A 22,228-nucleotide genomic window follows, 5' to 3' on the forward strand; every position below is an offset into this window, starting at 1 on the left:
GCCGGAGGGCGGGCCCTTCTTCAGCCTCGCGGTGGCACCGCCATGCAGCACCGCGAGGTGTCCTGAGAGGCGTCGGCTCAGCCGAAGCGCCCGGAGATGTAGTCCTCCGTGGCCTGAACCGACGGGTTGGAGAAGATCCGCTCCGTGTCGTCGATCTCGATGAGCTTCCCGGGCTGCCCGACCGCCGCGAGGTTGAAGAACGCCGTCCGGTCCGACACACGCGCAGCCTGCTGCATGTTGTGCGTCACGATCACGATCGTGAACCGCTCCTTCAGCTCACCGATGAGGTCCTCGATGGCGAGCGTGGAGATCGGGTCCAGCGCCGAGCACGGCTCGTCCATGAGCAGCACCTTCGGCTCGACCGCGATCGCCCGCGCGATGCACAGCCGCTGCTGCTGACCACCGGAGAGCCCGGACCCCGGCTTGTTGAGCCGGTCCTTGACCTCGTTCCAGAGGTTCGCGCCCTTGAGGGACTTCTCGACGATGTCGTCCAGCTCGGACTTCTTCTTGTTGCCGACCAGCTTCAGACCGGCCGCCACGTTGTCGTAGATCGACATCGTGGGGAACGGGTTCGGACGCTGGAAGACCATGCCGACCTCACGCCGCACGGACACCGGGTCGATCCCGGCGCCGTACAGGTTCTCGTCGTCGAGCATGACCTTGCCCTCGACGCGGCCGCCCGGCGTGACCTCGTGCATACGGTTGAGGGTGCGCAGGAACGTGGACTTGCCGCAGCCGGAGGGGCCGATGAAGGCGGTCACGGTACGCGGCTGGATGGTCATCGAGATGTCCTCGACGGCCAGGAAGGAACCGTAGTAGGCGTTGAGGCCGCTGACGTCAATTCGCTTGGCCATAGGAATCACTGCTTCTTTCGCGGGAGCCGCGGGGGTCGCGGGGGAATCTGGTCGCTGTATGGCCGCGTCAGCGACCGGACTTCGGCGCCTTCCAGCGGGCGATGCCGCGGGCCGCCAGGTTCAGGATCATGATGAAGGCGATCAGCGTCAGCGACGCCGCCCAAGCACGGTCGTACGCCGCACCGTAACCGCCACTCTGCTGGAACTGCAGATAGATGTACATCGGCAGCGACGCCTGCGGGTCGGAGAAGGGGTTCGCGTTGATGAAGTTCGAACCCCACACCAGCAGCAGGACCGGAGCGGTCTCACCGGCGATACGGGCGACCGCCAGCATCACACCCGTGGTGATACCGCCGATGGCGGTCGGCAGCACGACCTTGAGGATGGTGCGCCACTTCGGCACGCCCAGCGCCAGCGAGGCCTCGCGCAGCTCGTTCGGGACGAGCTTGAGCATCTCCTCGGTGGAGCGGACGACGACCGGCAGCATCAGGATGGTCAGCGCCATCGCGCCGGCGAAACCGGAGGGGCCCATGCCCAGGATCAGGATCCAGGTACTGAGGATGAAGAGGCCCGCGACGATCGACGGGATACCCGTCATGACGTCGACGAAGAAGGTGACGGCCTTGGCGAGCTTGCCACGGCCGTACTCGACCAGGTAGATCGCGGTCAGCACACCGACCGGCACGGAGATCAGGGCGGCGAGGCCGACCTGCTCCAGGGTGCCGAGGATGGCGTGGTAGATGCCGCCGCCGGACTCGGAGGTGGCGACGACGCCCATCGAGTGGCTGAGGAAGTAGCCGTCGAGGACCTTCACACCGCGCTTGACGGTCTCGTACACGAGGGAGGCCAGCGGGATGACGGCGAGGAGGAAGGAGACCCAGACGAGGCTGGTCGCCACCCGGTCCTTGGCCTGCCGGCGGCCCTCGACACTCGACGTGATGACGAACGTCGCGAGGACGAAGAGGACTCCGGCGATCAGGGCCCACTGGATGGAGCTCTCCAGGCCGGCCACGGTGCTGATGCCCAGACCCAGGGCGATGGAGCCCGCGGCGACCGCCCACGAGAACCACTTGGGCAGATGCGCGGCCCGCAGGGAGCTCGGACGCTTGTCGGAGAGGGTTGCGTTGCTCATGCGTTGGCCCCCGAGAACTCCTTGCGGCGGGCGATGATCAGGCGCGCCGCGCCGTTGACCAGCAGGGTGATCACGAACAGGACCAGACCGGAGGCGATGAGCGCGTCACGGCCCATCTCGGTGGCCTCGCTGAACTTGCTGGCGATGTTCTGCGCGAACGTACCGCCGCCCGGGTCGAGCAGGCTGGCGTTGATCTCGAAGCTGGGGGACAGGACCATGGCCACGGCCATCGTCTCGCCGAGCGCGCGGCCGAGGCCGAGCATCGAGGCGGAGATGACACCGGAACGCCCGAAGGGCAGGACGGCCATCTTGATGACCTCCCACCGCGTGGCGCCGAGGGCCAGGGCGGCCTCCTCCTGCATCTGCGGGACCTGGCGGAAGACCTCGCGGCTCACGTTGGTGATGATCGGCAGGATCATGATCGCGAGCAGGATGCCGACGGTGAGCATCGAACGGGGGGCGCCGCCCTGCCATTCGAGGATGCCGGTCCAGCCGAGGTAGTCGTTCAGCCAGCCGTAGAGGCCGTCGAGCTGCGGTACGAGGACCAGGGCGCCCCAGAGGCCGTACACGATGGACGGCACGGCGGCGAGCAGGTCGATCACGTACGCGATGGGGCCGCCCAGCTTGCGCGGGGCGTAGTGCGTGATGAAGAGGGCGATACCGACCGCGACCGGGACCGCGATGGCCATGGCGATGATCGACGAGACGATCGTGCCGAAGGCCAGGACCGCGATGCCGAACTCCGGCGGGACCGCGGTGGGGTTCCACTCGAAGGTGGTGAAGAAGTTGGCCTCGTCCTTGCTGATCGCGAGCGCGGCACGGTAGCTGAGGAACACGGCGATGGCCGCCATGAGCGCCAGCAGGAAGATGCCGGATCCGCGGCTCAGGCCGAGGAAGATGCGGTCGCCGGGCCGGGTCGTGCCGCGCTCGGCACGCTTCTGGTCGGCGGAAGGCTGGGGTGTGGGGGGAGCTGCGGTGTCTTTTGTCGTAGATATGTCCATCAGGGTCTCCGGTCTGCGGAGCCGTCGTCGTGCGGGCGGCGGCTCGGGGCGGAGCCGCCCGCGGGTGGGGGGAGGCTCCTGGCGGCGGTGCACCGGACGGTGCGGCCCAGCCCCGCGGGGGCTGGGCCGCACTCAGGTCAGCTCAGTTCCGAGATGGTCGTGCGGACCTTGGTGATGATCTCCTCGGGCATCGGGGCGTAGCCGGCGTCGGCGAGCAGCGCCTGGCCGTCCTCGGACGCGATGTAGGTGAGGAAGGACTTGGTGGCGGGCAGGGTGTCCGCCTTGTTGCCCTTGTCACAGACGATCTCGTAGGTGACCAGGGTGATCGGGTAGGCGCCGTCCGTCTTCGGCTGGTAGTTCACCTCCAGCGCCAGGTCCTTGCCGGTGCCGACGATCTTGGCCTCACCGATGGCCTTGGTGGCGTTCTCGATGGTCGCCTTGGCCGGCTCGGCGGCGTCGGTCTTGATGGAGACCGTGCTCATGCCGTCCTTGGCGTACGAGAGCTCCATGTAGGAGATCGCGCCCTCGGTCCCCTTCACGCCCTGGGCGACACCGGAGGAGCCCTGCGCGGACTGGCCGCCCTTGGCCTCCCACGCCTTGCCACCCTCGTACTTCCACTGGTCGGGCGCGGCGGCGATCAGGTACTTGGTGAAGTTGTCCGTGGTGCCGGACTCGTCCGAGCGGTGGAAGGCCTGGATCTTGAGGTCGGGCAGCGTCGCCTCGGGGTTCAGCGCCGCGATGGCCTTGTCGTTCCAGTTGCTGATCTTGCTGTCGAAGATCAGGGCGAGGGTCTTGGCATCCAGGACCAGGTTGTCGACACCCGGGACGTTGTAGCCGACCGCGATCGGGCCGCCGACCATCGGCAGGTCGATGCCCTGACCGCCGGTGCAGATCTCCTTGGAGGCCGTGACCTCTTCGGGCTTCAGCGCCGAGTCGGAACCGGCGAAGGCGACCTGGCCCTGCGTGAACGCGGTGATACCGGCGCCCGAGCCGCTGCCCTTGTAGTTGATCACGACGTCCTTGCAGGCCGCCGAGTACTGCTTGACCCACGCGTCGATCGCGTTCTTCTGCGCCGAGGAGCCGTCGGCCAGCAGCTGACCCTTGGCGTCGCCGCAGTCGATGTTGCTGTCCGCCGCTGCCGTGCTGTCGCCCGCGCCACCGCTGCCGCCGGTGTCGTCGGAGCCACACGCCGTCAGGGTCAGGGCGCCGGTGACGGCGACAGCACCGAGAGAAAGGGCGCGCAGCCGGTTCTTGCGCTGAAGCTTCACTTTCGGGATTTCCTTCCAGGAGCCGCCGTCCACATGGCGGCGTGCGAAGTTCGTCGTATCAGCCTGCGAAGCAGTGGTGCTCCCACCCCTACGACCTTCAGGCTGCTGTCGTCACGGCGTGAGCGCCCGCATTCAGGGCCCCACACCGCACCGGGTAGGGCCGAAATTAGGCAGATCAGGTGAAGCCGCCGATGGACAAAAATGAACGGGGGGTGAACCCCTGCCGACAGTGCGGTGAGGTCACGGAATGCTCACGGGGAGAACACGTGAGCATTCCAACGCCACCGGCCGCTCCCGACGGAATCCCGACTGAGATACCGATCCCGGCCATTGCCGCCACTGAGCCCATCTCCCCCACCTCGCCACTCATCACTCTCCGCACACAAGCAACTACAAACGGTATGCATCCCCAGGTCAAGCCCGCTCTACTCCCACCTCGCGCCCAGCACGCACGACGCATCCGCCGCCCCACCGCGACCACTCCCACGCGCCACACCCCGTCGGACCCCACGCGCCTGGGCCAGTCCGGCCCCGCGGCGTCCCAGCCCGCTCGGCCACCTCTCGGCCCAGCCGGCCACCTCTCGGCCCAGCCGGCCACCTCTCGGCCCAGCCGGCCACATCTCGGCTCGGCCCAGCCGGCCACCTCTCGGCCCAGCCGGCCACCTCTCGGCCCAGCCGGCCACCTCTCGGCCCAGCCGGCCACATCTCGGCCCAGCCCGGCGACAATCCAGCCCGTCCGGCGTTTGAGGACGAGCCCGAAGGGCGACTGGCCCCCCACCGGCCGGCGGGCAACCCACCCACCGCAGCGCCACCGGCCACGGACCCCACAAGCCCCCTCTCCGCCGTGGAACCTCCACCCCGCCAACCCCGTCTCGTTCCACGACACAAAGCTCGCGGCGCTCCGGGAGGCGCACATGGAACGGCGTACGTTCATCGGCGGCGGCGCGGCCGCACTGGCGACCGCGGCGACGGCCGCCTGCACAGGCGGCGGCACCGCCCCCGCCACGGACTCCTCCCTGCGCACGACCACCACTGACGCCGGCACGAAGGCCACGGTCGCCAACTGGTCCGCCCTCGCCCGCGACCTCGACGGCCCGCTCATCCGCCCCGGCGACAAGTCCTGGTCGACGGCCCGCCTGCTCTACAACACCCGCTTCGACGACCTGAAGCCCACGGCCGTCGCGTACGTCGCCCACCCCGACGACATCCGTACGACCCTCGCCTACGCCAGGGCCCACGACATCAAGGTGTCGATCCGCAACGGCGGCCACTCCTACGCGGGCTGGTCCTCCGGCAACGGCCGCCTGGTCATCGACGTCTCGAAGCTGAACAAGGTCCGCGCGTCCGCGAACGAGGCGGTGGTCGGCGCCGGCGCGAAGCTCATCGACGTCTACCGCGCCCTGGCCGCGAAGGGCGTGACGATCCCCGCCGGCTCCTGCCCCACCGTCGGCGTCTCCGGCCTGACCCTCGGCGGCGGCCACGGCGTGACATCCCGCGCGTACGGCCTGACCTGCGACAGCCTCACCCAGGCGACCCTGATCACGGCGGACGGAAAGCAGCTCACCGCCAACGCGACGACCAACAAGGACCTCTTCTGGGCCCTACGAGGCGCCGGCAACGGCAACTTCGGCGTGGTCACCGAACTCCGCTTCAAGACGCACCCGGCCCCCCAGGGCGTCACCGCGTACCTCACGTGGCCGTGGTCGAAGGCCGCCGCCGTACTGAAGGCCTGGCAGGAGTGGGGCCCGACACAGCCCGACGAGATCTGGTCGTCCTGCCACATACAGAACGGCGGCACCCCGTCGGTCTCGGTCGCCGCCTTCTCCCTGGGCACCTACGGCGAACTGGAAAACGCCCTGGACCGCCTGGCCGACCGCGTAGGCACCCCCGCCCGCACCGCATCCCTCAAGCGCCGCTCGTACGAGTCAGCCATGGAGATGTACGCCGGCTGCTCCTCCTTCACCGACGACGCGAAGTGCCACCTCCCCGGCTCGCCCCCCGGCCGCAACCCCAAGGGCGCCCTGGGCCGCGAGACCTACGCCGCCCGCTCCGACTTCTTCGACCGCTCGCTCTCCTCGGCGGGCATCCAGACCCTCCTGACCCAGATCACCGGCGTACGAGGCGGAGCGGGCAGCATCCAACTCACCGCCCTCGGCGGCCAGGTCAACCGCGTCTCCCCCACAGCCACGGCCTTCGTCCACCGCCGCTCCCGCATGCTCGCCCAGTACCTCACGTCCTGGAAGCGCGGCACCTCCGGCAAAACAGCCCAGTCCTGGCTGAACACGGCCCACAACTCCATGACCCGCCACGCCTCCGGCGCCGCCTACCAGAACTACACCGACCCCACCCTCAGGAACTGGCGCAAGGCGTACTACGGCGACGCGGCCCCCCGCCTCACCACCCTGAAGAAGAAGTACGACCCGAACCGCTTCTTCACGTTCCCGCAAGCGCTGTGAGACAGGCCCTGTAGCGCCTTTGATGGGCCGCAGGCCCAAAAGGGGCGCGGGGAACTGCGCGATCAACCACACCAAACCCGCACCCGCCACGCACCCCCCCCCCCCCCGAGCTAGAAGGCACCGGGGGGCCGAAGGGGCACAGCCCCTGGATGGGGGTCCCCCCGCTCGAGCGGAGCCGAGAGTGAGGGAGGGACGGGTAGGGGCGGCGGGGGCGAAAAAATCCCGGGCGGACCCTACGCCGCCAGATCCCGCTCCTCCGCCGAGGCCGCCTCAACCCGCGCCCCCGGAATCACGGCCCGCTGCCCGTCCCGCCCCCGAGCGGACACGACCCACCCCACCCGAGGCGACCGCTCAACCGCCTTCATCACCGGCGTCAGCAACGCCATCGCAAGCGGCGACAGCAACAACGCCACAGCCGTCCCCAGCGCGAACCCGCCGATCACGTCCGTGGGATAGTGCACGCCCATGTAGACCCGGATGAACCCCCCGAGCAGCCCGATGACAAGCCCGACAAGCCCGAACTTCCGGTTGGCGACGAACAGCCCCACCGCCATCGCCATGATCAGGGTCGCGTGATCACTCACGAACGAGTAGTCGGTCTTCCCGGAGACGAGCACCTCCAGCCCTTCATGATCGAGGAAGGGCCGAGGCCGCTCGACGAACCCGCGTATGGGCACATTGACGAGCACGGCGATCCCGGCGGCCAGCGGCGCCCACACCAGCGCGGCCACGGACGAGGCGGCATCCTCGCCACCTCGCTTCCGCACGCCCCACCAGCACCACACGATCAGCAGCACCATGGCGAACAGAAGCCCGTACTCACCCACGAACTCCATGACCCGGTCGAGCCACGTCGGCGCGTCCTTGGCCAGACCATTGATGTCGTACAGCAGCTCGACGTCGGGGTTCGATCCGGAGGATTCAGCGGCAAGTGCGGCATGCGCGGCGAGTCCAGCCATCGTGCTGCGGCCCTTTCGTCATCGTTCCCGCGATCGCACCCGTACGTGCGCCGCGCTTTTGCCACCCCCGTGGTGTTACGTAGTGCTTCCGCGTATGCGCGTGCGTCAACGCGCTACGTCGGCCTACATCAATCAGGAACGCACACTCCCCTTCAATGCGTTCCACCCTCCACTGAATGATCACTCAGACGTTATCGAAGAGAGACCCATCGTCGCAGCTCAGGGCAGGGGTTCACGGAGAATCACGGCCCCGTCAGACCGTCGTGGGCAGCGCTTTCGCGCCATCTTCGGTGACCCGAGTGGCGCCAAAGTAGTCAGGTGTATCAATCGGATCAAACCGGATAACCGCACCGGTCCGCGGGGCGTCAATCATGTATCCGCCTCCCACATAAATCCCGACGTGCCGAATGGCGCGGGAGTTGGTGAGGTCGTCGGAGAAGAACACGAGATCCCCCGGCAGCAACTCATCCCTCGACGGATGCGGCCCGGCGTTGTACTGATCGTTCGCGACGCGCGGCAGCGTGATCCCCACACTCTCGTACGCGGCCTTCGTCAGCCCCGAGCAGTCGAAGCGTCCGCCCTGCTCAGGGGTCCCATTGCCGCCCCACAGATAGAGCGTCCCGAGCTTCTTCTGCGCGTACGCGATGGCCCCGGCCGCCTGCTCGCTCGGATCGACCCGAGTCGTCGGCGCCGCGAAACTCTCCTGCAGAGTCGTGATCGTCTTGACGTAGTTCTGGGTCTCCTTGTACGGCGGAACGCCCCCGTACTTGATCACGGCGTACGCGCCCGCGTTGTAGGAAGCGAGCATGTTCGCGGTCGGATCACCGGGTACGTCCTTCACGTACGACGCGAGCTTGCAGTCGTACGAAGCGGCCGATGGAATCGCGTCATTCGGGTCCCAGACGTCCCGGTCCCCGTCACCATCACCGTCCATCCCGTGCGTGGCCCAGGTCCCCGGGATGAACTGAGCGATCCCCTGCGCGGCGGCGTGACTCTGCGCCTGCGGATTGAACCCGCTCTCCTGGTACAGCTGCGCGGCCAGCAACGCGGGATTGATCGCGTCGCACAGATTGCCCCACTTCTGTACGAGTGCCTGGTACGCGGCGGGCACGGCCCCCTTGGCCAGCCCCACGGACTTCCCCGCGACCCCGTTGGCAAGATTCCCGGCGACCATGTACACGCCGACGACAAGCAGCATCACGAAGCTGAGCCCGGCACCGACTACGGCGCTGGCCGCGATCCACGCCTTACGCACCGTCAACCGCCCCTCACCGCCCAGCAGTCCGCCGCCAGTCAGTGTAGAGCGGACGGCCCCACCACGGAATGATCACTCGACGGGCCCGCAGTCGACCCACAGCAACTTCCCGCCGACCGACACCCCGAGATCCCGCAACACCGACACCCCTAGGTCCTCGGCACAGGCCCGCACAAGCTGCAGCCCTCGCCCACACTCGGCGTCCACCGCAGCGGGTACGTCCCTCTTGAACCCGGCCGGCACCCGCCAGTCCCGATCCCACACGGCGACCCGCAACCGCCCGCCCACTTCGACGACCCGCATCGCGTACTCGTCCCGCGTGTGCTGATGAGCGTTGGTCAGCAACTCGGTTGCCATCAACTCGGCGAGGGGGATGTGGTGGGCGAGGTCGTGGGCCCCAAGCACGCCCGGAGGGTGGCACGACCGACGCCGGGGGAGCGGGGGTCGCGGGGAAGACGAAGGGTGTAGTTGAGGGACGGGGATACGGTGGCCATGGAAGTCTCCGGTTACTGAGGGGAGTTGGATGAGTACTCCTTCCGCCTCTAAGGTAGCGACACTTCGGTGAACTTGTTCACCAGCTTCCAGGAATCACGTTCATTGCCACCCATGTGGGTGACGAGCACAGCAAGGAGGCGGGCACTCCCATGAGGGCCAATCCAACAGGGAGACAACTCCGCTTCGGCACAGAGCTGCGCAAACTCCGTGAGCGCGCGGGCCTGAGCGTCACGGAAGCCGGTCAACTCCTCGGCATCAGGCAGACCCAGGTCAGCAACATGGAGGCCGGACGCGTAGGGGTCAGCTCCGAGCGGTTGCACGCAATCGCCGCCCACTACGCCTGTACAGACAAGGCCTTGGTCGAGGCCCTCGCATCCCTGCCGTCGGACCGCAAGCGGGGCTGGTGGGAGGAGTACCGCGAGCTGCTCTCCGGTCCGCTGCTCGACCTAGCCGAAGCAGAGCACCACGCCCGCTCGTTGCGCAGCACCACCACAGCCCGCATCCCGGGCCTGCTCCAGACCCGTGAGCACGCTCTTGAGATCTTCCGCCAGGCGGTAACCGAACTCGCCCCGCCCGACATCGAGCATCGCCTGTCGTTCCGCATCAAGCGGCAGGCAGTCCTCTTCCGCGAGGACACCCCGACGCCGTACGAGGCGATCGTCCACGAGGCAGCCCTCCGCATGAAGGTCGGCGGCGCCACGATCGCCCGGCAGCAGCTGAAGCACCTGCTCGACATGAGCGAACGCAGCCACGTCACCCTGCGAGCCATCACCTTCGACGTCGGCGCCTATCCGGGTTCGGGGCAGTCGATCTACTACCTGCACGGCGCGGTACCGGCACTGGACACGGTCCAACTCGACCAATCCCACGGTGCCAAGTTCCTCGACGCCGAGGCACAGTTGCACAAGTACCGGACGCTTTTCGACCGCATCGAGGCCATCGCACTCAGCGCGGACAAGACCCGGGACCTTATCCACAACGTGATGCGAGAGCTGTGAGGGAACCCCATGAACCCGCCCTGGCAGAAGTCGTCCCATTGCAGTGAAGGCGAAGCCTGCGTCCACATATCCACAGGCCCCGCCACCATCCACCTGACCGAATCCGCCGACCCCACCGAAGCCACCCTCAACGCCGCCCCCTCGTCCTTCCGCGCCCTCCTCCACGCCCTCAAACTCGACCTCGACCTCGACAAGGAAACCGCCCGTGTCTGACATCCCCACCGACCTCGAATGGATCCGCGCCGCCCCCGAGGACGCGACCGGCCCCGGCCCCTGGATCGAGTTGGCATTCGGTGAAGGGAACGGGGAAGACGACCCGGAAGCCCCCGTCTACATCCGCGAGACGAGCGACCCGGAGAACGTCGTGACGACCAACCGCCGCAAGTGGGACGCCTTCGTGCTGGGCGTACAGGCAGGCGAGTTCGACCACTTCGTGGAGGGCGTCGAAGGATTCGAGCCGACGGCGAAGCCGGCGGAGGAGTAGCCCGCACAGCGCCGGAGGCCGCAGCAGCGATTGGCAGATTTGTCTCACCCGACGCGCCATAAGCGCGGCGTGTCCCGAGACGAATCTGCCAATAGCCGGCCAAGCCCTGGCGTTTCTCGCGCTAAGTAACGGATGGTCACGGGCAGTATTGGCGAGGCTTCGCCTGCCATATCGCCATCGCCCATCGAAAGGCCCCGGAAAGTGACCACCCGACGCGACGTACTCCGCCTCGGCGGCGGACTGACGGCGGCCGGCCTCGCCGAGGCGCTGCTCGTCGGCCCCGCCGCGGCCCGCCCACAGCTCGCCACCCCCACCACCACCGGCAACACCCCCGACGCGGCTGCCTGGCGTGAGCTGCGACGCCGTCTCGGGCCGGGCGCCGGGCTCTACCGGCCCGAGCCCGGGCCCGAGAACGGCGAGTACGGACGACTGGCCCCGCCCGACAACCTCCGCTACGCCCACATCGAGCCCGCCGGGATCGTCGCCTGCGCCACCCCCCGCGACGTACAGACGGCGGTCCGCTGGGCCGTGGACCACGGCGTACCACTCGCCCCGCGCTCGGGTGGGCACAACTACGCCGGGCACTCCACGACCCGAGGCCTGCTGATCCATCTGCGCCGGATGCGCGCGGTGACCGTATCCGGCGAGCGGCGGCTGACGGTCGGCGGCGGCGCCACCAACTCGGACGTGTACGAGGCCAGGGCAGCCAACCTCTACTTCCCGGGCGGCCGTTGCCCGGGCGTGGGCGTCGCGGGGCTCACCCTGGGCGGCGGGCTCGGCTTCAACGACCGCAAGTGGGGTCTGAGCTGTGACCGGCTGCTGTCCACCGACGTGGTGCTGGCGGACGGCAGCCTCGTACGGGCCGACGCACGCGAGAACACCGACCTGTTCTGGGCATGCCGGGGCGGCGCCGGCGGCAACTTCGGCATCAACACGGGCTTCGTCTACGACTCCGTACCGGTGGCCGGGCTGCGGGCCACGGTCTTCGACCTGACGTTCCCGCTGGAGCGTGCGCTCGCCGTGACGGAGGCGCTGCAGGATCTCCTCGCGCACGACCACGCCGGCGACTTCGACGTCCGGGTCGGTTTCTCCCACCCCGGTACGACCCCGAAGGACGCCGCCGTCATGACCGTCCTCGGGCAGCGGCTCGGCGGCGAGCGGCATTTGCGGAAGCTGCTGGGCCGCGTGCTGGGGCTGAAGCCCACGCGCAAGGTCGTCGAGGAGTTGCCGTTCTGGGAGGCCCAGGACCGTCTCATGGACCGGGACCCCGCGACGGCCATGGCGTCGAAGTCCCTGGTCCCCACGGTGTGGCTGCCGCCGAGCACCGTCCAGTACATCATCGATGCCGTGCACGACTGGCGCCCCGGCCCCGGCGGAGGCTCCGGCTACGTCACCCTCTTCGCCATGGGCGCACGAAGCAACGACCCCGCGCCCGACGACACCGCGTTTCCGCACCGGGCGGCCACCTGGGTCATCGACATCGGCACCGCCTGGAAGCCGGGCACCCCGGACGCCGAGGTCCGGGACCTGATCCACCAGACGGCCGTCATCCACCACGCCCTCCGCCACCAACTGGGCACCTCGGCCGCGTACGTGAACTTCCCCGACCCCGATCTACGGCACTGGCAGACGGCGTACTACGGCGACAACCACGACCGCCTCGCCACCATCAAGGAGCACTACGACCCGCACCGAGTCTTCGACTACCCGCAGGCGGTAGGCACGTCCGGCTGACCCTCGGCCGCCCGTATGCGCGAGAGGGACACCCTCCGCCGCGCCAGGTCGACCTCCAGGACCACGACCGTCATCTCGTCCCCGACCTCGACGACACCGTCGGGCGTCTCCAGGGGCTCCACCGTGAGCTCGCTCAGGTGAACGAGCCCCTCAATCCCGTCGGCCACCTCGACGAAGACCCCGAACGGGACCAACTTGGTCACCCGCCCCCGCAGGACCCGCCCCACCTCGGTCCCGTCGGCGAACGCCCGCAAGGGGTCCGGCTGCATCGCGCGCAGCGACAGCCGGGCCTCGCCGTTCCAGGTGTCGAACTGCAGGAACTCACAGGTCACCCGCTGCCCGACCCGTACGACGTCCGAGGGATTCTCGAAGTGCCGCCAGGAGAGCTCGGGAATGGTGATGAACCCGACGCCGGGAAAGACCGGATGGCCGGGCCCGTCGTCCAGCGCCACGAACACCCCGAATCTCTCGATCGACGCGACCGTCCCGGCCAACACGTCACCGAGCCGAAGCCCCTTCAGGAAGGCCCAGAGTTCCGGATGCGTGGTGGCGGAAAACCTCATCCGCGCCGCCGATTGGGCCGAAGGCCCAAAAGGGGCGCGGGGCTGTGTCGATGTGCGGCTCCGCCGCGTGGGCGCGACCAGCCACACCGAACCCGCAGCCCGAAAACGCCCCCAACCCTACGGCGAACCCGCACAGCTACCGTTCCTAAGAACTGAGCGGGAGTGAGTCCTGTTGCCAGTACTCACGCTCAGCCGAACGCCCCGAACGGTGTTGGGCGTTCTGGTCGACCGCGTTCTCGCCGCGTCCGGCGTGCACGGATCGTGTCCGTGGTCCGGGGATGCGGGGGCGGTTTCCCTCACGCCCCGGGGTGCCCGGTCGGGCCTGGACGGTCCGATGCCCGCGCCCATCGCTCTGGTGGGTGCGGGGCGGTGTCGTCCGTCGCCGGATCGGGTGCCCCAGGGCGCGCCTGCCGATCGCCACGGCGGCTGCGTCGTGGCGGGTTGTCTTCCTGGTTGTGGTGGTGAGGGGTTTTTGCCAGTGCTGGGCGCCCCAGCGGCTGGTGTAGGCGGGGTCGACGGCGATGACGGGGATGCCGAGTTCGGCCGCCATCGACACGAGCCGGGCCCGCAGCCTGGATACGGGCATGCCGGAGATGAGTTTGCGGAACCGCTTGCGGCGGCCGTGTTTCTCCCGGGTGGTCTCGGCGGTGAAGTCGAGGTCCTCGATGGCGATCGCCAGGCCGTGGCGCATCGCCCAGTGCAGCAGGCGGATCAGCGCGTGCCTGACCTGTGCGTCGCGGTGGTCGGCGGTGCCGGACAGGTCGTAGCCGAACCGAAGTGGTTCGCCGGTGGGGTTGCCGTGTTGGTCGAGGCGCCAGGCGGCGAGGTGGTCGGCGTTGGTGTCGACGCCGATCAGCCCGCTCGCGCGGGCCGCCTCCAGCGGCAGGGTCTTCACTGGTGGGGTCGTCCAGGACGCGGTCAGGTACCAGCGGCCCCGTTCTACGTCTTCGTGGATGTGGTAGGCGACGGCCCGGTTGGCGGTGACGCGGTCGGTCCACTGCTCGCCCCGGTGCACGAAGCTCACGCGGGCGGCGAGGACGTAGCGGCCGTGCGGAGCGTTCGCCAGGTGCGTCAGCGGCGCGGGCAGCTTGAGGGAGACTTCGCCGTCGTCGGTGACGCGGATGGTCTCGTTGCCGTACCGCTTCCCGGACTCGCCGTCGGCTTTCAGGAAACGGCGCCCGGCCTGCCACCGCTTGCGCCATTCCGGCTCGGTGAGCTGTGCTTCCTTCAGGTTGTGCCGGGTGTTGAGCAGCCGCTTGCCGCCGCGTACCACGTGCACGACGCCGGCGTCACGGTCGCTCCGCGCCGTCCGAAGCCGGTCGGTGAGCAGGTGCAGGCGGCGGGACTTGGCGTGCCACTCCTGCTTGCTGCGGTAGCCGCCCGGAACATGCTTGGTGCCCTTCGCGCCCACGGGCAGGGACAGCCGGTGCGTGATCGTCTGGATCCCGGCTTCCAGGCTCTGGATGTGCGCGAGCTGGCCGCGCCGGGCGAGTGCCCACTGGTCGTGCGTGGCCTTGGTGACCGACCCGGCCCAGCGGGAGGAGGACTCCTCGGTCAGGACGCGCTTGCGCTCGGCCCACTGCTCGCTGTCGTGGTCCAGCCCGGCCGCGCACCGCGCCTTCAGATCACGGGAGGCGAGCGAACCCAGCAGGTCGCCGACCAGGCACAGCACCGTCTCGTCCCCGGCGCTCAGGCTCTTGAGCCGCGTACGGATCGCCACCCCCGACGGGCCGGACACAACGAACGGCGCCGCCACCTCCCGCAGCCCACCACCCACCCCGTCGCCCCCAGCCCGGTGTCGAAGAAATCCGTCAGCACACCCAACGACCACCACCGGAGAAGGTCACGCATTCGACACAAGAACTCACGTTCCCGACTGGCGAGTGTGCCTGCCACACCCTGAAGAGGCTCACTCACGTACGTCAGAACACGCTCAGCGCCTTCGAACGCCACCTGTTCACTACCGCTACAGCACCCTCACCGCCCCGACCGCCCGCCCGCCCCGACACCCTCCTCCCCCTCACCCTGACCGCCCTCGCCTACCGCAAGGAGGGCTGGCTACCCCTATCGACACCGAGTACCTCCCACATGCCCTGGTAACCAGCTTCGAGTAAGGACCCGGAACCCGTAACGGCCGGGCCCTTCCTACTGCCCGACTAGAAGATCTCGCCGACCTGCGGCCCAGCCGCCGGAGTCATCCGGCTCACGGCGCGAGACTCCACCGCCCGCAGCGCCTCGTACGCCGTGGGCGCCCCGTCCTCGATCTCGGACTTGAACCAGTCGTCGTCCCGAGCCAGATCGTCCCCGAACTTGCTCCGTATGACATCGAGCAACTGCTCGTCCCGCGACCCGACCAGCGCCCGCGTGGCAGCCACATCCAGCAAGTACACACTCAGAGAAGAACTCATGCCCCGAAACTAGCGCCCACCACTGACAACACCCTCCGCCCTCCGCTCAGAAAGGGGCGGCCGCCCGAAGCAGCCGGGCGGGCAGATACGGGGACTCGACCTTGATCTCCCACCCCCGGCGACGGGCGTGACAGGCCAACGCCAGGACATCCAGATCGAGCGCGGTGTCACACGTGTCGGCACGGTCGGCGATCCGGTAGTAATCGCGATGCGCTTCAAGCGCGTCGAGAAGAGCGAGGTTGAAGCTTTCCTCATCGCCCTCGACGAGCTGCGAGAACAACACGGCCGGCGGCGGCAGGAAGCCCCACTCCTCGGCCTTCGCACAGTCCCGCACCGCCTGGTCGGTGGCAGGTCCGGGATCCTCGCCGCGCAGATAGTCGTGGAGGGCCTGCCAGTACGAGGCGAAGGCGGAACCGTCTTCCCGCAGCAGCGCGGGATCGGTCAGCACCAGGGCCGCGAGATCCTCACGCCGACCGGTGATCAGCGCGAAGTTCGTGGCGGTGGCCCACTGCCCGGCACCGGTGAAGTGCCGACCGCCCTCGACGACACAGCTCACCGTCGTGCCGTTGATCACCACGTCCACGGACGACGCGGGTTCGCCCCCGGCGACCCGGACGGCAGCAGCCCCCAACTGCGAAGCAAGAAAAAGACTTTCGAGCTGCTCGTCGGTGACATCGGAATGGAGCGTGGCCCGGAACATGAACAGAAGCTCGTGATCACGCATGGCCTTGGCCAATTCGGCGGCGGAAACAGGCTTCTCCCGACCCACCGCAAGAATCTCGTGAACACTCCGCTCAAAAATGGCCTGACTCTCCGGATGGAGCGGCCGAGGATTCTCGGGCCGCTCAACGACCACAACCCCGGCATCGGCCAGTTGCGCAACCGCGTCCGCCCGCCTGTCCCGCCCGTACTCCCGCACCCGCGGCCCCCCACTCTCGAACCCGGTGACCAGCGCCCGCGGCAGATACCCGGTGTCGATCGCCGGCTCCCACCCCTCCCTGCGGTGGGCGAGAGCGGCGAGCGCGAGCGGAAGCAGAGGAATCAGCGAGCGAGGCCCAACACCCGGCCCCGACATCGCGCTGTACGGACCGAGCAGCCGAGCCAACTCCGCCCAGAACCCCTCCTGATCACCGAGAACGAGCGCCCGCAAGGCATACAGCGCAACGCTGTAAGGCTGCTCGGCAAGCCCCCCGCCAGTCCCATGCTCTCCGCTCTCGTCATCCAGAGCCCAGACGCGAGCGATGGCGGCCGAGATCGCCGCGAGCTTCTCCTCCCGGGACGCCGAATGGCTCGCGCCCACGTCCCCCTCGCCCCCGCTGTCCCCGATGACGTACGCCATGAACCCATTTACGAGCTCGACATCCGGCCGCCCGCCCCGCCCTTCCTGAAGCGGCACCCGAGCGAAGTGAAAGGCCTCCCCATGCCATTCGGCCCGCCCGGCGAGAACGGCCAGACAGAACGCGTCAAGCCACTGCCGCACACTGACGGCCTCCGGCTGGCCCTCCTCTCCACGCTCGTAGTCGATCCCGAAGTTCACATAGGAGAGAAAAACCCGGAAGTCATCGCGCGGGTAGTACGCGGCATACGCGACGGCCCCCGCAGCGGCCTCGGCTGCGTCCTTGAGCACCGCCTCGGCCTCCGGCACATCCAACTCCGGGCACTCCATGGACAGCACGCCCAGATACTCGACCAGTTCCTCCGCCAACGCCCACCACTCATGGACCGCCACCGGCCCGGCCTTCGCCATGGACCGCGCCCGCGAAGCAATCCGATCGAAAAACCCCTCCCGAACCGCCGAGACCTGGGCTCCGCCCACCCGATGCCGCTCGATCCGCACTACCCGCCCCGCCCCGTGTACATGTCCTCCGCAAGTGCCGGGCCCAGCCTAGGCGGCGGACCTCAGGTGAGCGAGAAGAAGATCGTCATCGATGACTCCAGTACACCGTCGAACTCGTGGTGCAGCCCGCCCCGTACAGCTACCCCAGAGGCAGCTCCGCAGGCAGCGTCCGGCCACTCTCACGCACAACGCCTCAGGTCGGGAACTCCCCCAACCAGCCGTGCTGAAGCAGATGCTTGGGCAGATACTCCGACTCGACCTCGATGGGGATACCGCCGTCGTAGGCGAGGCAGGCAATGGCCAGCGGGCCCAGCGCGATGCTGCCGTCGATGTCCGCTGCCCGTTCCTCGTTCAGGGTCCAGTACGCCCGGTGCAGCTCCAGCGCCTCCACAAGAGCGGGGCTGAAGCCCTCCTCGTCCCGGCGCACGAAGCGGTAGAAGAGGTTGATCGGCGGGTAGAGCAGGCCCTGCAGGAGGTCTCGCGGCGCGATGCGCGCCACCGAGGGGTCCGACGCCTCGAACGTGGCGGTGAGCTTCTCGACCAGCCCCGGCCTGCGAAGCCAGTACGTCTGCAGGGTGTCCACCCAGAGGTAGATGTACTCGTCGTACTGCCCCTCCGGAGAACGCAGCCGCTCCAACGGGATCTCGCAGAGCTCCGTCATCCGCTGCTGCTCACGGCAAATCACCGCCAGCCAGAAGGCGTTCAGCCACGTCCCCGCGTCAGCGGTCGACAGCGGGCCACGGGCCGGAAGCGTCCGCATCTTCCGGTTGACACGGCACTCGACGGTTCCCTCACTCACACCGGTCACGGCGAAGAGCGCGGAGCCCAACTGCATCGCGTTGACCGCGGCTTCCCAGGTCTCGACGGCTGCCGCTCGAGGGTCGACAGCGCAGTGAGCGCGCAGCGACATGAGAGTGCTGGTGAACGCGTAGTCGATCATGTCTGTGGACTCTTCGAGCGCGTCGATTCGCCTGGCTACTCGCTCGCTCAGCCGCTCCGCGAACCGCTCGGCGTCGGGTCCTGGAGCACCATGCCGGGCAACAGTCACAGTCACGGAAGAGTCCCCTTGCTGATGTCGAACCGCCGGTATTGGTAGCCAGTGTATGTCCCCGCGTTCTTCTCACCCTTGACGACGACGTATTCCAGCTTTCCCTCCTTGAGCGCTTTCTCCATAGCGTCCACCAGCTGGTCTTCACCCCGCTTTTCCATCTGGGCGAGGATGTCGAAGAAGTACTCCCTGCTTCCCTGTGACACTTGCCTACCGCCAGGAAGGGTGCGCCTGCCGAAATCGGTGCCAGGACTGCTCTTGGCCTCGATGACGACCACTCGCCCGTCCTCGTGCGTCCACACCTGATCGAACTGGTCATTTCCACTTTTCGGACCGAGGAGAGGCTCGTCCGTGAAACCCGTATAGCGCTCGGCGATGTAGTGATGCCTGGCAGCGTTCTCACCCAACGCCTCGGCCGCGTGACCCATCGCCGTGTGGGACTCCTTGTACGCCCCCTTGGCCTCTCCCCAGAGCCCGGCCGATTCCGGGGTCCCTTGGGCCTGGTGGGCCCTGCCGGTCTCCGCTTTCCAGTCCGCCACGAGGTTGTCCCACTGGATGGCGAAATGACGCGCCTGTGCACTCTCCTCAAGAAGCCGGAGCCTCCCCGCGTTCGAAACCGTGTCCGCACCCACGCTGATGTAATCCTCGTCGAGGAAATGCGGCTTGGGCGGCGCAGGAGTGTCCTTGGCACGGATCAGCGGAGCATCGTCGCCCAGCCTGGTGAGTTGCGGCGGAGTGAACCCGCTCTCGTCGTGGAGGTCGAGGCTCCTGCGCGTGCCGTCCTTCCGGTAATAGTGCTCGAAGTAACCAGGCTCGTTATTGGCACGGTAGAGCTGAATATCCTCGATCTGCTCCAGTGTGAGCGATCCGTGAGGTCCGTAGGGATTCCCTCCCTCACGCATGAAACTGGGACGGCCGTCATCCGCCGCCCAGCCGGGAACCCCGCTGTCCGGGTCGCGTACGCCGTCCGTTCCCGCCCCTGCCGAGTCGTCCCCGGCACGCCCGGCATCGTCGAGGCCATCCCCGCCGGCACCCCCGTAACCACCTCCGGAACCGCCCCCGCGCCCCGCCCCCGGGCTCTCGCCACTGCGCCCCTCAGTTCCCCCGAGGCCATCCCCGCCACGCCCGCCCCCGACCGCGGCGGTCTCGCCCGCTCGCGTCCCGGCCCCGACCCCCGCAGTCTCCCGAGCCCCCGCTCCCGCCCCCTCCTCCTGCCGGGCGGCGTCCTCAGCCCTCTGGGCGGCCGTGTCCTCGTGGCGGATGCTGTCCAGCGACTCCCGTACCGTCCCGTCCGCGTTGTGCATGACGAGGGTCGTGGTGTCGAGGTAGACCACCTCGCCCTCGGGGGTCTCCATGCGGACGCTGTTCTCGGGGGTCAGGCCGGCCGGCAGGTCGTCCGCGAGGTTCGGTACGTCGGCGATCCGGTACGTGCCCTCGCCCAGCCGGATGTGCGTGCCGTTCGTGATGCCCCGCAGGCTCGACATCACATCGCTGATCCGGACGGCGGTCGCGCCGATGCCCTTCGCGATGTACGTCATTGGGTCGACGATCCGACCGGCCTTGCCCGCGAAGGAGATGGCCTTCGCGATCGCACCCGCTTTGGCGGTCCCCGCCACCGCTCCGCCCGCACCACCCGTGAAGATGGTGGTGACGACGTTGAAGGTGACGGCCCCGGCCGCCCGGGACGGGTTCTTCCCCCACTGGTCGTACGCGATCAGCGCCTTCCCCGTCTCGACGACCGCCGTACGGGAGTCCCGCAGCCAGGACGGCAGCTTGTCGGCCGGAGTCAGCCAGTACGCGGCACCGACCACGGGTACGGCGGTGATCACGATGCCGGTGAGAAGCTTGCCCAGCCCCGTCCACGCCTGCCCGGCCGCGTCCCACCCGTCCACGCCGACCAGCGTGCCGAGCCCACGAATCGTGCCCCACACGCCGTCGACGAAGAAGCCGACGGTGAAGTCCCAGGCGTGCTCGTGGAAGTAGTACCAGGGGTTGGACTCCTCGACGACGTCGCCCCACGGCAGCCCGGAGGCCATGTTGAGGTCCTCGGCGCGGTAGCCGTACATGTTGTCTTTGTGGGTGCCGTCGTCGACGACGAGCGGCTCTCCGCCGATCAGCGCGATGATCTTGTTGTGGCAGGCGACCTCGGCGGCCTGGAAGGCGGTCCAGGCGGCGTTCACCGCGTTGCGGCGGTTGGTGTTCTCCTCTATGAGGTCGCCGTCCGCGACCCACTCGTCGTCGCCCGCGACCTGCCGCTCGAAGGCCGCCGCCTCCTCGCGCAGGGTGTTGAGCCTGTTGACCAGGGGCCGCACCTCGGCCGCGTAGTCGAGCAGCGCCTTGGAGACCGTGTTCAGCTCGGTGTACAGGTCGTTCCCGGCCGCCGCGACCGGCGCGGTCGTCGCGAAGAGCTGGTCGGCCTCGGGCGCCTTGTAGAAGGGCTCCAGGAGGTTGAAGTTCGCGTCGATCAGCAGGCCGGCGGCGCCGACTGACATCCCGTCGAACGCGATGTCCGCCGCGTCCAGCTCCAACTGCTCCAGATTTCCGGTGAACTCCGGTATCTCGGCCGAGACAACAGGCCTCTCCTCGCTCACGCCTACCCCCGTGGACGCCCTCGCAGATACGTTCCCTCAACTCGCCGCGCACCTCTGTGCCCCCGAGTCGACCATTTGTACCAAAATTGCGATCGCGATCCCACACACTTCTGGCCAAAGGTTGCCCCCTCAACGGCAACCAGGGCCATCGACCGCCCCACACACAACCCTTACGTCCACATCAGGCACACTCGAACCGGCAGAACCCGGCGAACCCGGAGAACCCAGAGGACTCGAAGAACGACCGATAACGACGCCCCGTCAGAAGCGGGAGCCGACCAGCCCCTTGACAGCCCATGACGCAAAAGTGGACTAACGACCGAACCACACCACAGGTTCCGGTTCGACCTCGTTGCCCGGCGTGACACGCCGTGATACACAGAGTGATAATACGGCCCCTCATATACCGCCCCGCGTCCCCCGTTAGGGTCCCTCACGGGTCGGAGGCAAGGGATCCGTACGAAACCCGCCAATCAATGACGCCAAGTCGACATACGACAGCGTCATTGTCGGCGAGAATAGGCCTGACCTCTGCGCACCCGCGCCGAGGGTGCGGTGCGAACGCGGCGCGGCAGCGCCCCGGACGCACGGCACAGCAGCTGAACTACCCATTAGGGGCGGTGACTTACATGTTTCTTGCGGCCGACAAGGGCGACATCACCACCATCATCGGCGGAATCGCCCCGGACTGGGGGCCTTTCGGCAACCTGGGCAACGAGGCGCGCGTGATGATCGAGGTCGTGATGGCGGTGGCCATCCTCCTCTGCCTCGGCATCGCCATCTGGGGCGCGGCCAAACAGCGCATCGGCGCGACCGCCCTGCGCGACACCTTCAGCGCCGAACAGGGCAAGGGCCTCATCATCGCGGGCCTCACCGGTGTCTTCATCATCGGTTCACTGGGCACGCTCTTCACCATCGTGTACGGCATGGCCGTTTAGCGCGACGGGCCGGCCCTCGTCCCGGCCGGGCACGCCCGGTTCCCCACTACCCCACCCGTCCGTCGTGCCCACCGGCTGAGGTTGCGTCTCCCTGATGTCGAGTCACCACACCGCGCCCGCGCGGGAACCAGCGCGGCTACCGTCGTATAGCTACGCGTTTCGCTGCGCGTACACGTTCGAGTACGACGTCGATGTCGATGTTGAAGG

19 protein-coding genes are annotated in these 22,228 nt (G+C 68.3%); 6 read left to right on the forward strand and 13 right to left on the reverse strand.

What is annotated here, in order from left to right:
- Positions 1–77: 77 nt before the first annotated feature.
- From pstB to pstS, 4 genes are all read right to left on the reverse strand, one after another.
- Entirely contained in the window at positions 78–854 is a 777-nt protein-coding gene (gene pstB / locus F3T56_RS24045; protein ID WP_149827451.1) for a phosphate ABC transporter ATP-binding protein PstB, read from the reverse strand.
- Positions 855–921: 67 nt separating this feature from the next.
- Complete coding sequence (pstA, locus tag F3T56_RS24050; protein ID WP_149827452.1) at positions 922–1,986, reverse strand: phosphate ABC transporter permease PstA; 1,065 nt, start codon at positions 1,984–1,986, stop codon at positions 922–924.
- Positions 1,983–2,987: a phosphate ABC transporter permease subunit PstC gene (pstC, locus tag F3T56_RS24055; protein WP_149827453.1), complete on the reverse strand. Its 1,005-nt coding sequence runs from the start codon at positions 2,985–2,987 to the stop codon at positions 1,983–1,985. The genes pstA and pstC overlap by 4 nt, the downstream gene beginning before the upstream one ends.
- Positions 2,988–3,124: 137 nt before the next feature.
- A complete protein-coding gene (gene pstS, locus F3T56_RS24060; RefSeq protein WP_172639102.1) occupies positions 3,125–4,255 on the reverse strand; it encodes a phosphate ABC transporter substrate-binding protein PstS in 1,131 nt (376 codons plus the stop codon).
- A gap of 914 nt (positions 4,256–5,169) precedes the next feature.
- Between pstS and F3T56_RS24065 the strand changes: the two genes are divergently transcribed.
- Positions 5,170–6,711, forward strand: a complete 1,542-nt coding sequence (locus F3T56_RS24065) for an FAD-binding oxidoreductase (protein WP_149827455.1) — start codon at positions 5,170–5,172, stop codon at positions 6,709–6,711.
- 233 nt (positions 6,712–6,944) lie between these two features.
- Here F3T56_RS24065 and F3T56_RS24070 read toward each other — a convergent pair whose 3' ends face one another.
- The 3 genes from F3T56_RS24070 to F3T56_RS24080 all read right to left on the reverse strand — a co-directional run bounded on the left by F3T56_RS24070 (position 6,945) and on the right by F3T56_RS24080 (position 9,330).
- The gene (locus F3T56_RS24070) at positions 6,945–7,670 is read right to left on the reverse strand and encodes a phosphatase PAP2 family protein (RefSeq protein ID WP_149827456.1); all 726 of its coding nucleotides are present in this window, start codon (positions 7,668–7,670) and stop codon (positions 6,945–6,947) included.
- A gap of 253 nt (positions 7,671–7,923) precedes the next feature.
- Positions 7,924–8,868 carry a C40 family peptidase gene (locus F3T56_RS24075; RefSeq protein WP_425473609.1) on the reverse strand — a complete coding sequence of 315 codons (945 nt, stop codon included), beginning with the start codon at positions 8,866–8,868 and terminating at the stop codon, positions 7,924–7,926.
- A gap of 129 nt (positions 8,869–8,997) precedes the next feature.
- Positions 8,998–9,330, reverse strand: a complete 333-nt coding sequence (locus F3T56_RS24080) for an ATP-binding protein (RefSeq protein ID WP_149827458.1) — start codon at positions 9,328–9,330, stop codon at positions 8,998–9,000.
- A 239-nt stretch (positions 9,331–9,569) separates the two neighbouring features.
- On the opposite strand from F3T56_RS24080, the gene F3T56_RS24085 reads away from it, so the two are divergent.
- The 4 genes from F3T56_RS24085 to F3T56_RS24100 all read left to right on the forward strand — a co-directional run bounded on the left by F3T56_RS24085 (position 9,570) and on the right by F3T56_RS24100 (position 12,636).
- The gene (locus F3T56_RS24085; protein WP_149827459.1) at positions 9,570–10,418 is read left to right on the forward strand and encodes a helix-turn-helix domain-containing protein; all 849 of its coding nucleotides are present in this window, start codon (positions 9,570–9,572) and stop codon (positions 10,416–10,418) included.
- Positions 10,419–10,427: 9 nt separating this feature from the next.
- The gene (locus F3T56_RS24090; RefSeq protein WP_149827460.1) at positions 10,428–10,631 is read left to right on the forward strand and encodes a DUF397 domain-containing protein; all 204 of its coding nucleotides are present in this window, start codon (positions 10,428–10,430) and stop codon (positions 10,629–10,631) included.
- Complete coding sequence (locus F3T56_RS24095; protein WP_149827461.1) at positions 10,624–10,902, forward strand: DUF397 domain-containing protein; 279 nt, start codon at positions 10,624–10,626, stop codon at positions 10,900–10,902. Before F3T56_RS24090 ends, F3T56_RS24095 begins: the two co-directional genes overlap by 8 nt.
- A gap of 201 nt (positions 10,903–11,103) precedes the next feature.
- Positions 11,104–12,636 (forward strand): FAD-binding oxidoreductase, encoded by a 1,533-nt coding sequence (locus tag F3T56_RS24100; protein WP_172639104.1) that lies wholly within the window; start codon positions 11,104–11,106, stop codon positions 12,634–12,636.
- On the opposite strand, the gene F3T56_RS24105 is transcribed toward F3T56_RS24100, so the two are convergent.
- From F3T56_RS24105 to F3T56_RS24135, 6 genes are all read right to left on the reverse strand, one after another.
- Positions 12,606–13,199, reverse strand: coding sequence for a S1 RNA-binding domain-containing protein (locus F3T56_RS24105; RefSeq protein WP_149827463.1), 594 nt, complete (start codon positions 13,197–13,199; stop codon positions 12,606–12,608). The genes F3T56_RS24100 and F3T56_RS24105 overlap by 31 nt on opposite strands.
- 145 nt (positions 13,200–13,344) lie before the next feature.
- The gene (locus tag F3T56_RS24115; RefSeq protein WP_246203795.1) at positions 13,345–14,955 is read right to left on the reverse strand and encodes an IS200/IS605 family accessory protein TnpB-related protein; all 1,611 of its coding nucleotides are present in this window, start codon (positions 14,953–14,955) and stop codon (positions 13,345–13,347) included.
- A gap of 400 nt (positions 14,956–15,355) precedes the next feature.
- Complete coding sequence (locus F3T56_RS24120; RefSeq protein WP_246203796.1) at positions 15,356–15,607, reverse strand: DUF7691 family protein; 252 nt, start codon at positions 15,605–15,607, stop codon at positions 15,356–15,358.
- 46 nt (positions 15,608–15,653) lie between these two features.
- Positions 15,654–17,354, reverse strand: a complete 1,701-nt coding sequence (locus tag F3T56_RS24125; protein WP_246203797.1) for an immunity 49 family protein — start codon at positions 17,352–17,354, stop codon at positions 15,654–15,656.
- 283 nt (positions 17,355–17,637) lie between these two features.
- Positions 17,638–18,498, reverse strand: a complete 861-nt coding sequence (locus tag F3T56_RS24130) for an immunity 49 family protein (protein ID WP_149827466.1) — start codon at positions 18,496–18,498, stop codon at positions 17,638–17,640.
- On the reverse strand, positions 18,495–21,083 hold the full coding sequence (locus F3T56_RS24135) for a hypothetical protein (protein ID WP_149827467.1): 2,589 nt from the start codon (positions 21,081–21,083) through the stop codon (positions 18,495–18,497). The genes F3T56_RS24130 and F3T56_RS24135 overlap by 4 nt, the downstream gene beginning before the upstream one ends.
- A 629-nt stretch (positions 21,084–21,712) precedes the next feature.
- On the opposite strand from F3T56_RS24135, the gene F3T56_RS24140 reads away from it, so the two are divergent.
- A complete protein-coding gene (locus F3T56_RS24140; protein ID WP_149827482.1) occupies positions 21,713–22,021 on the forward strand; it encodes a hypothetical protein in 309 nt (102 codons plus the stop codon).
- Positions 22,022–22,228 lie beyond the last annotated feature (207 nt).

Origin of the sequence: Streptomyces tailanensis (genome assembly GCF_008386495.1) — a bacterium.
In the GTDB taxonomy this organism is placed as follows: Bacteria; Actinomycetota; Actinomycetes; order Streptomycetales; family Streptomycetaceae; genus Streptomyces; species Streptomyces tailanensis.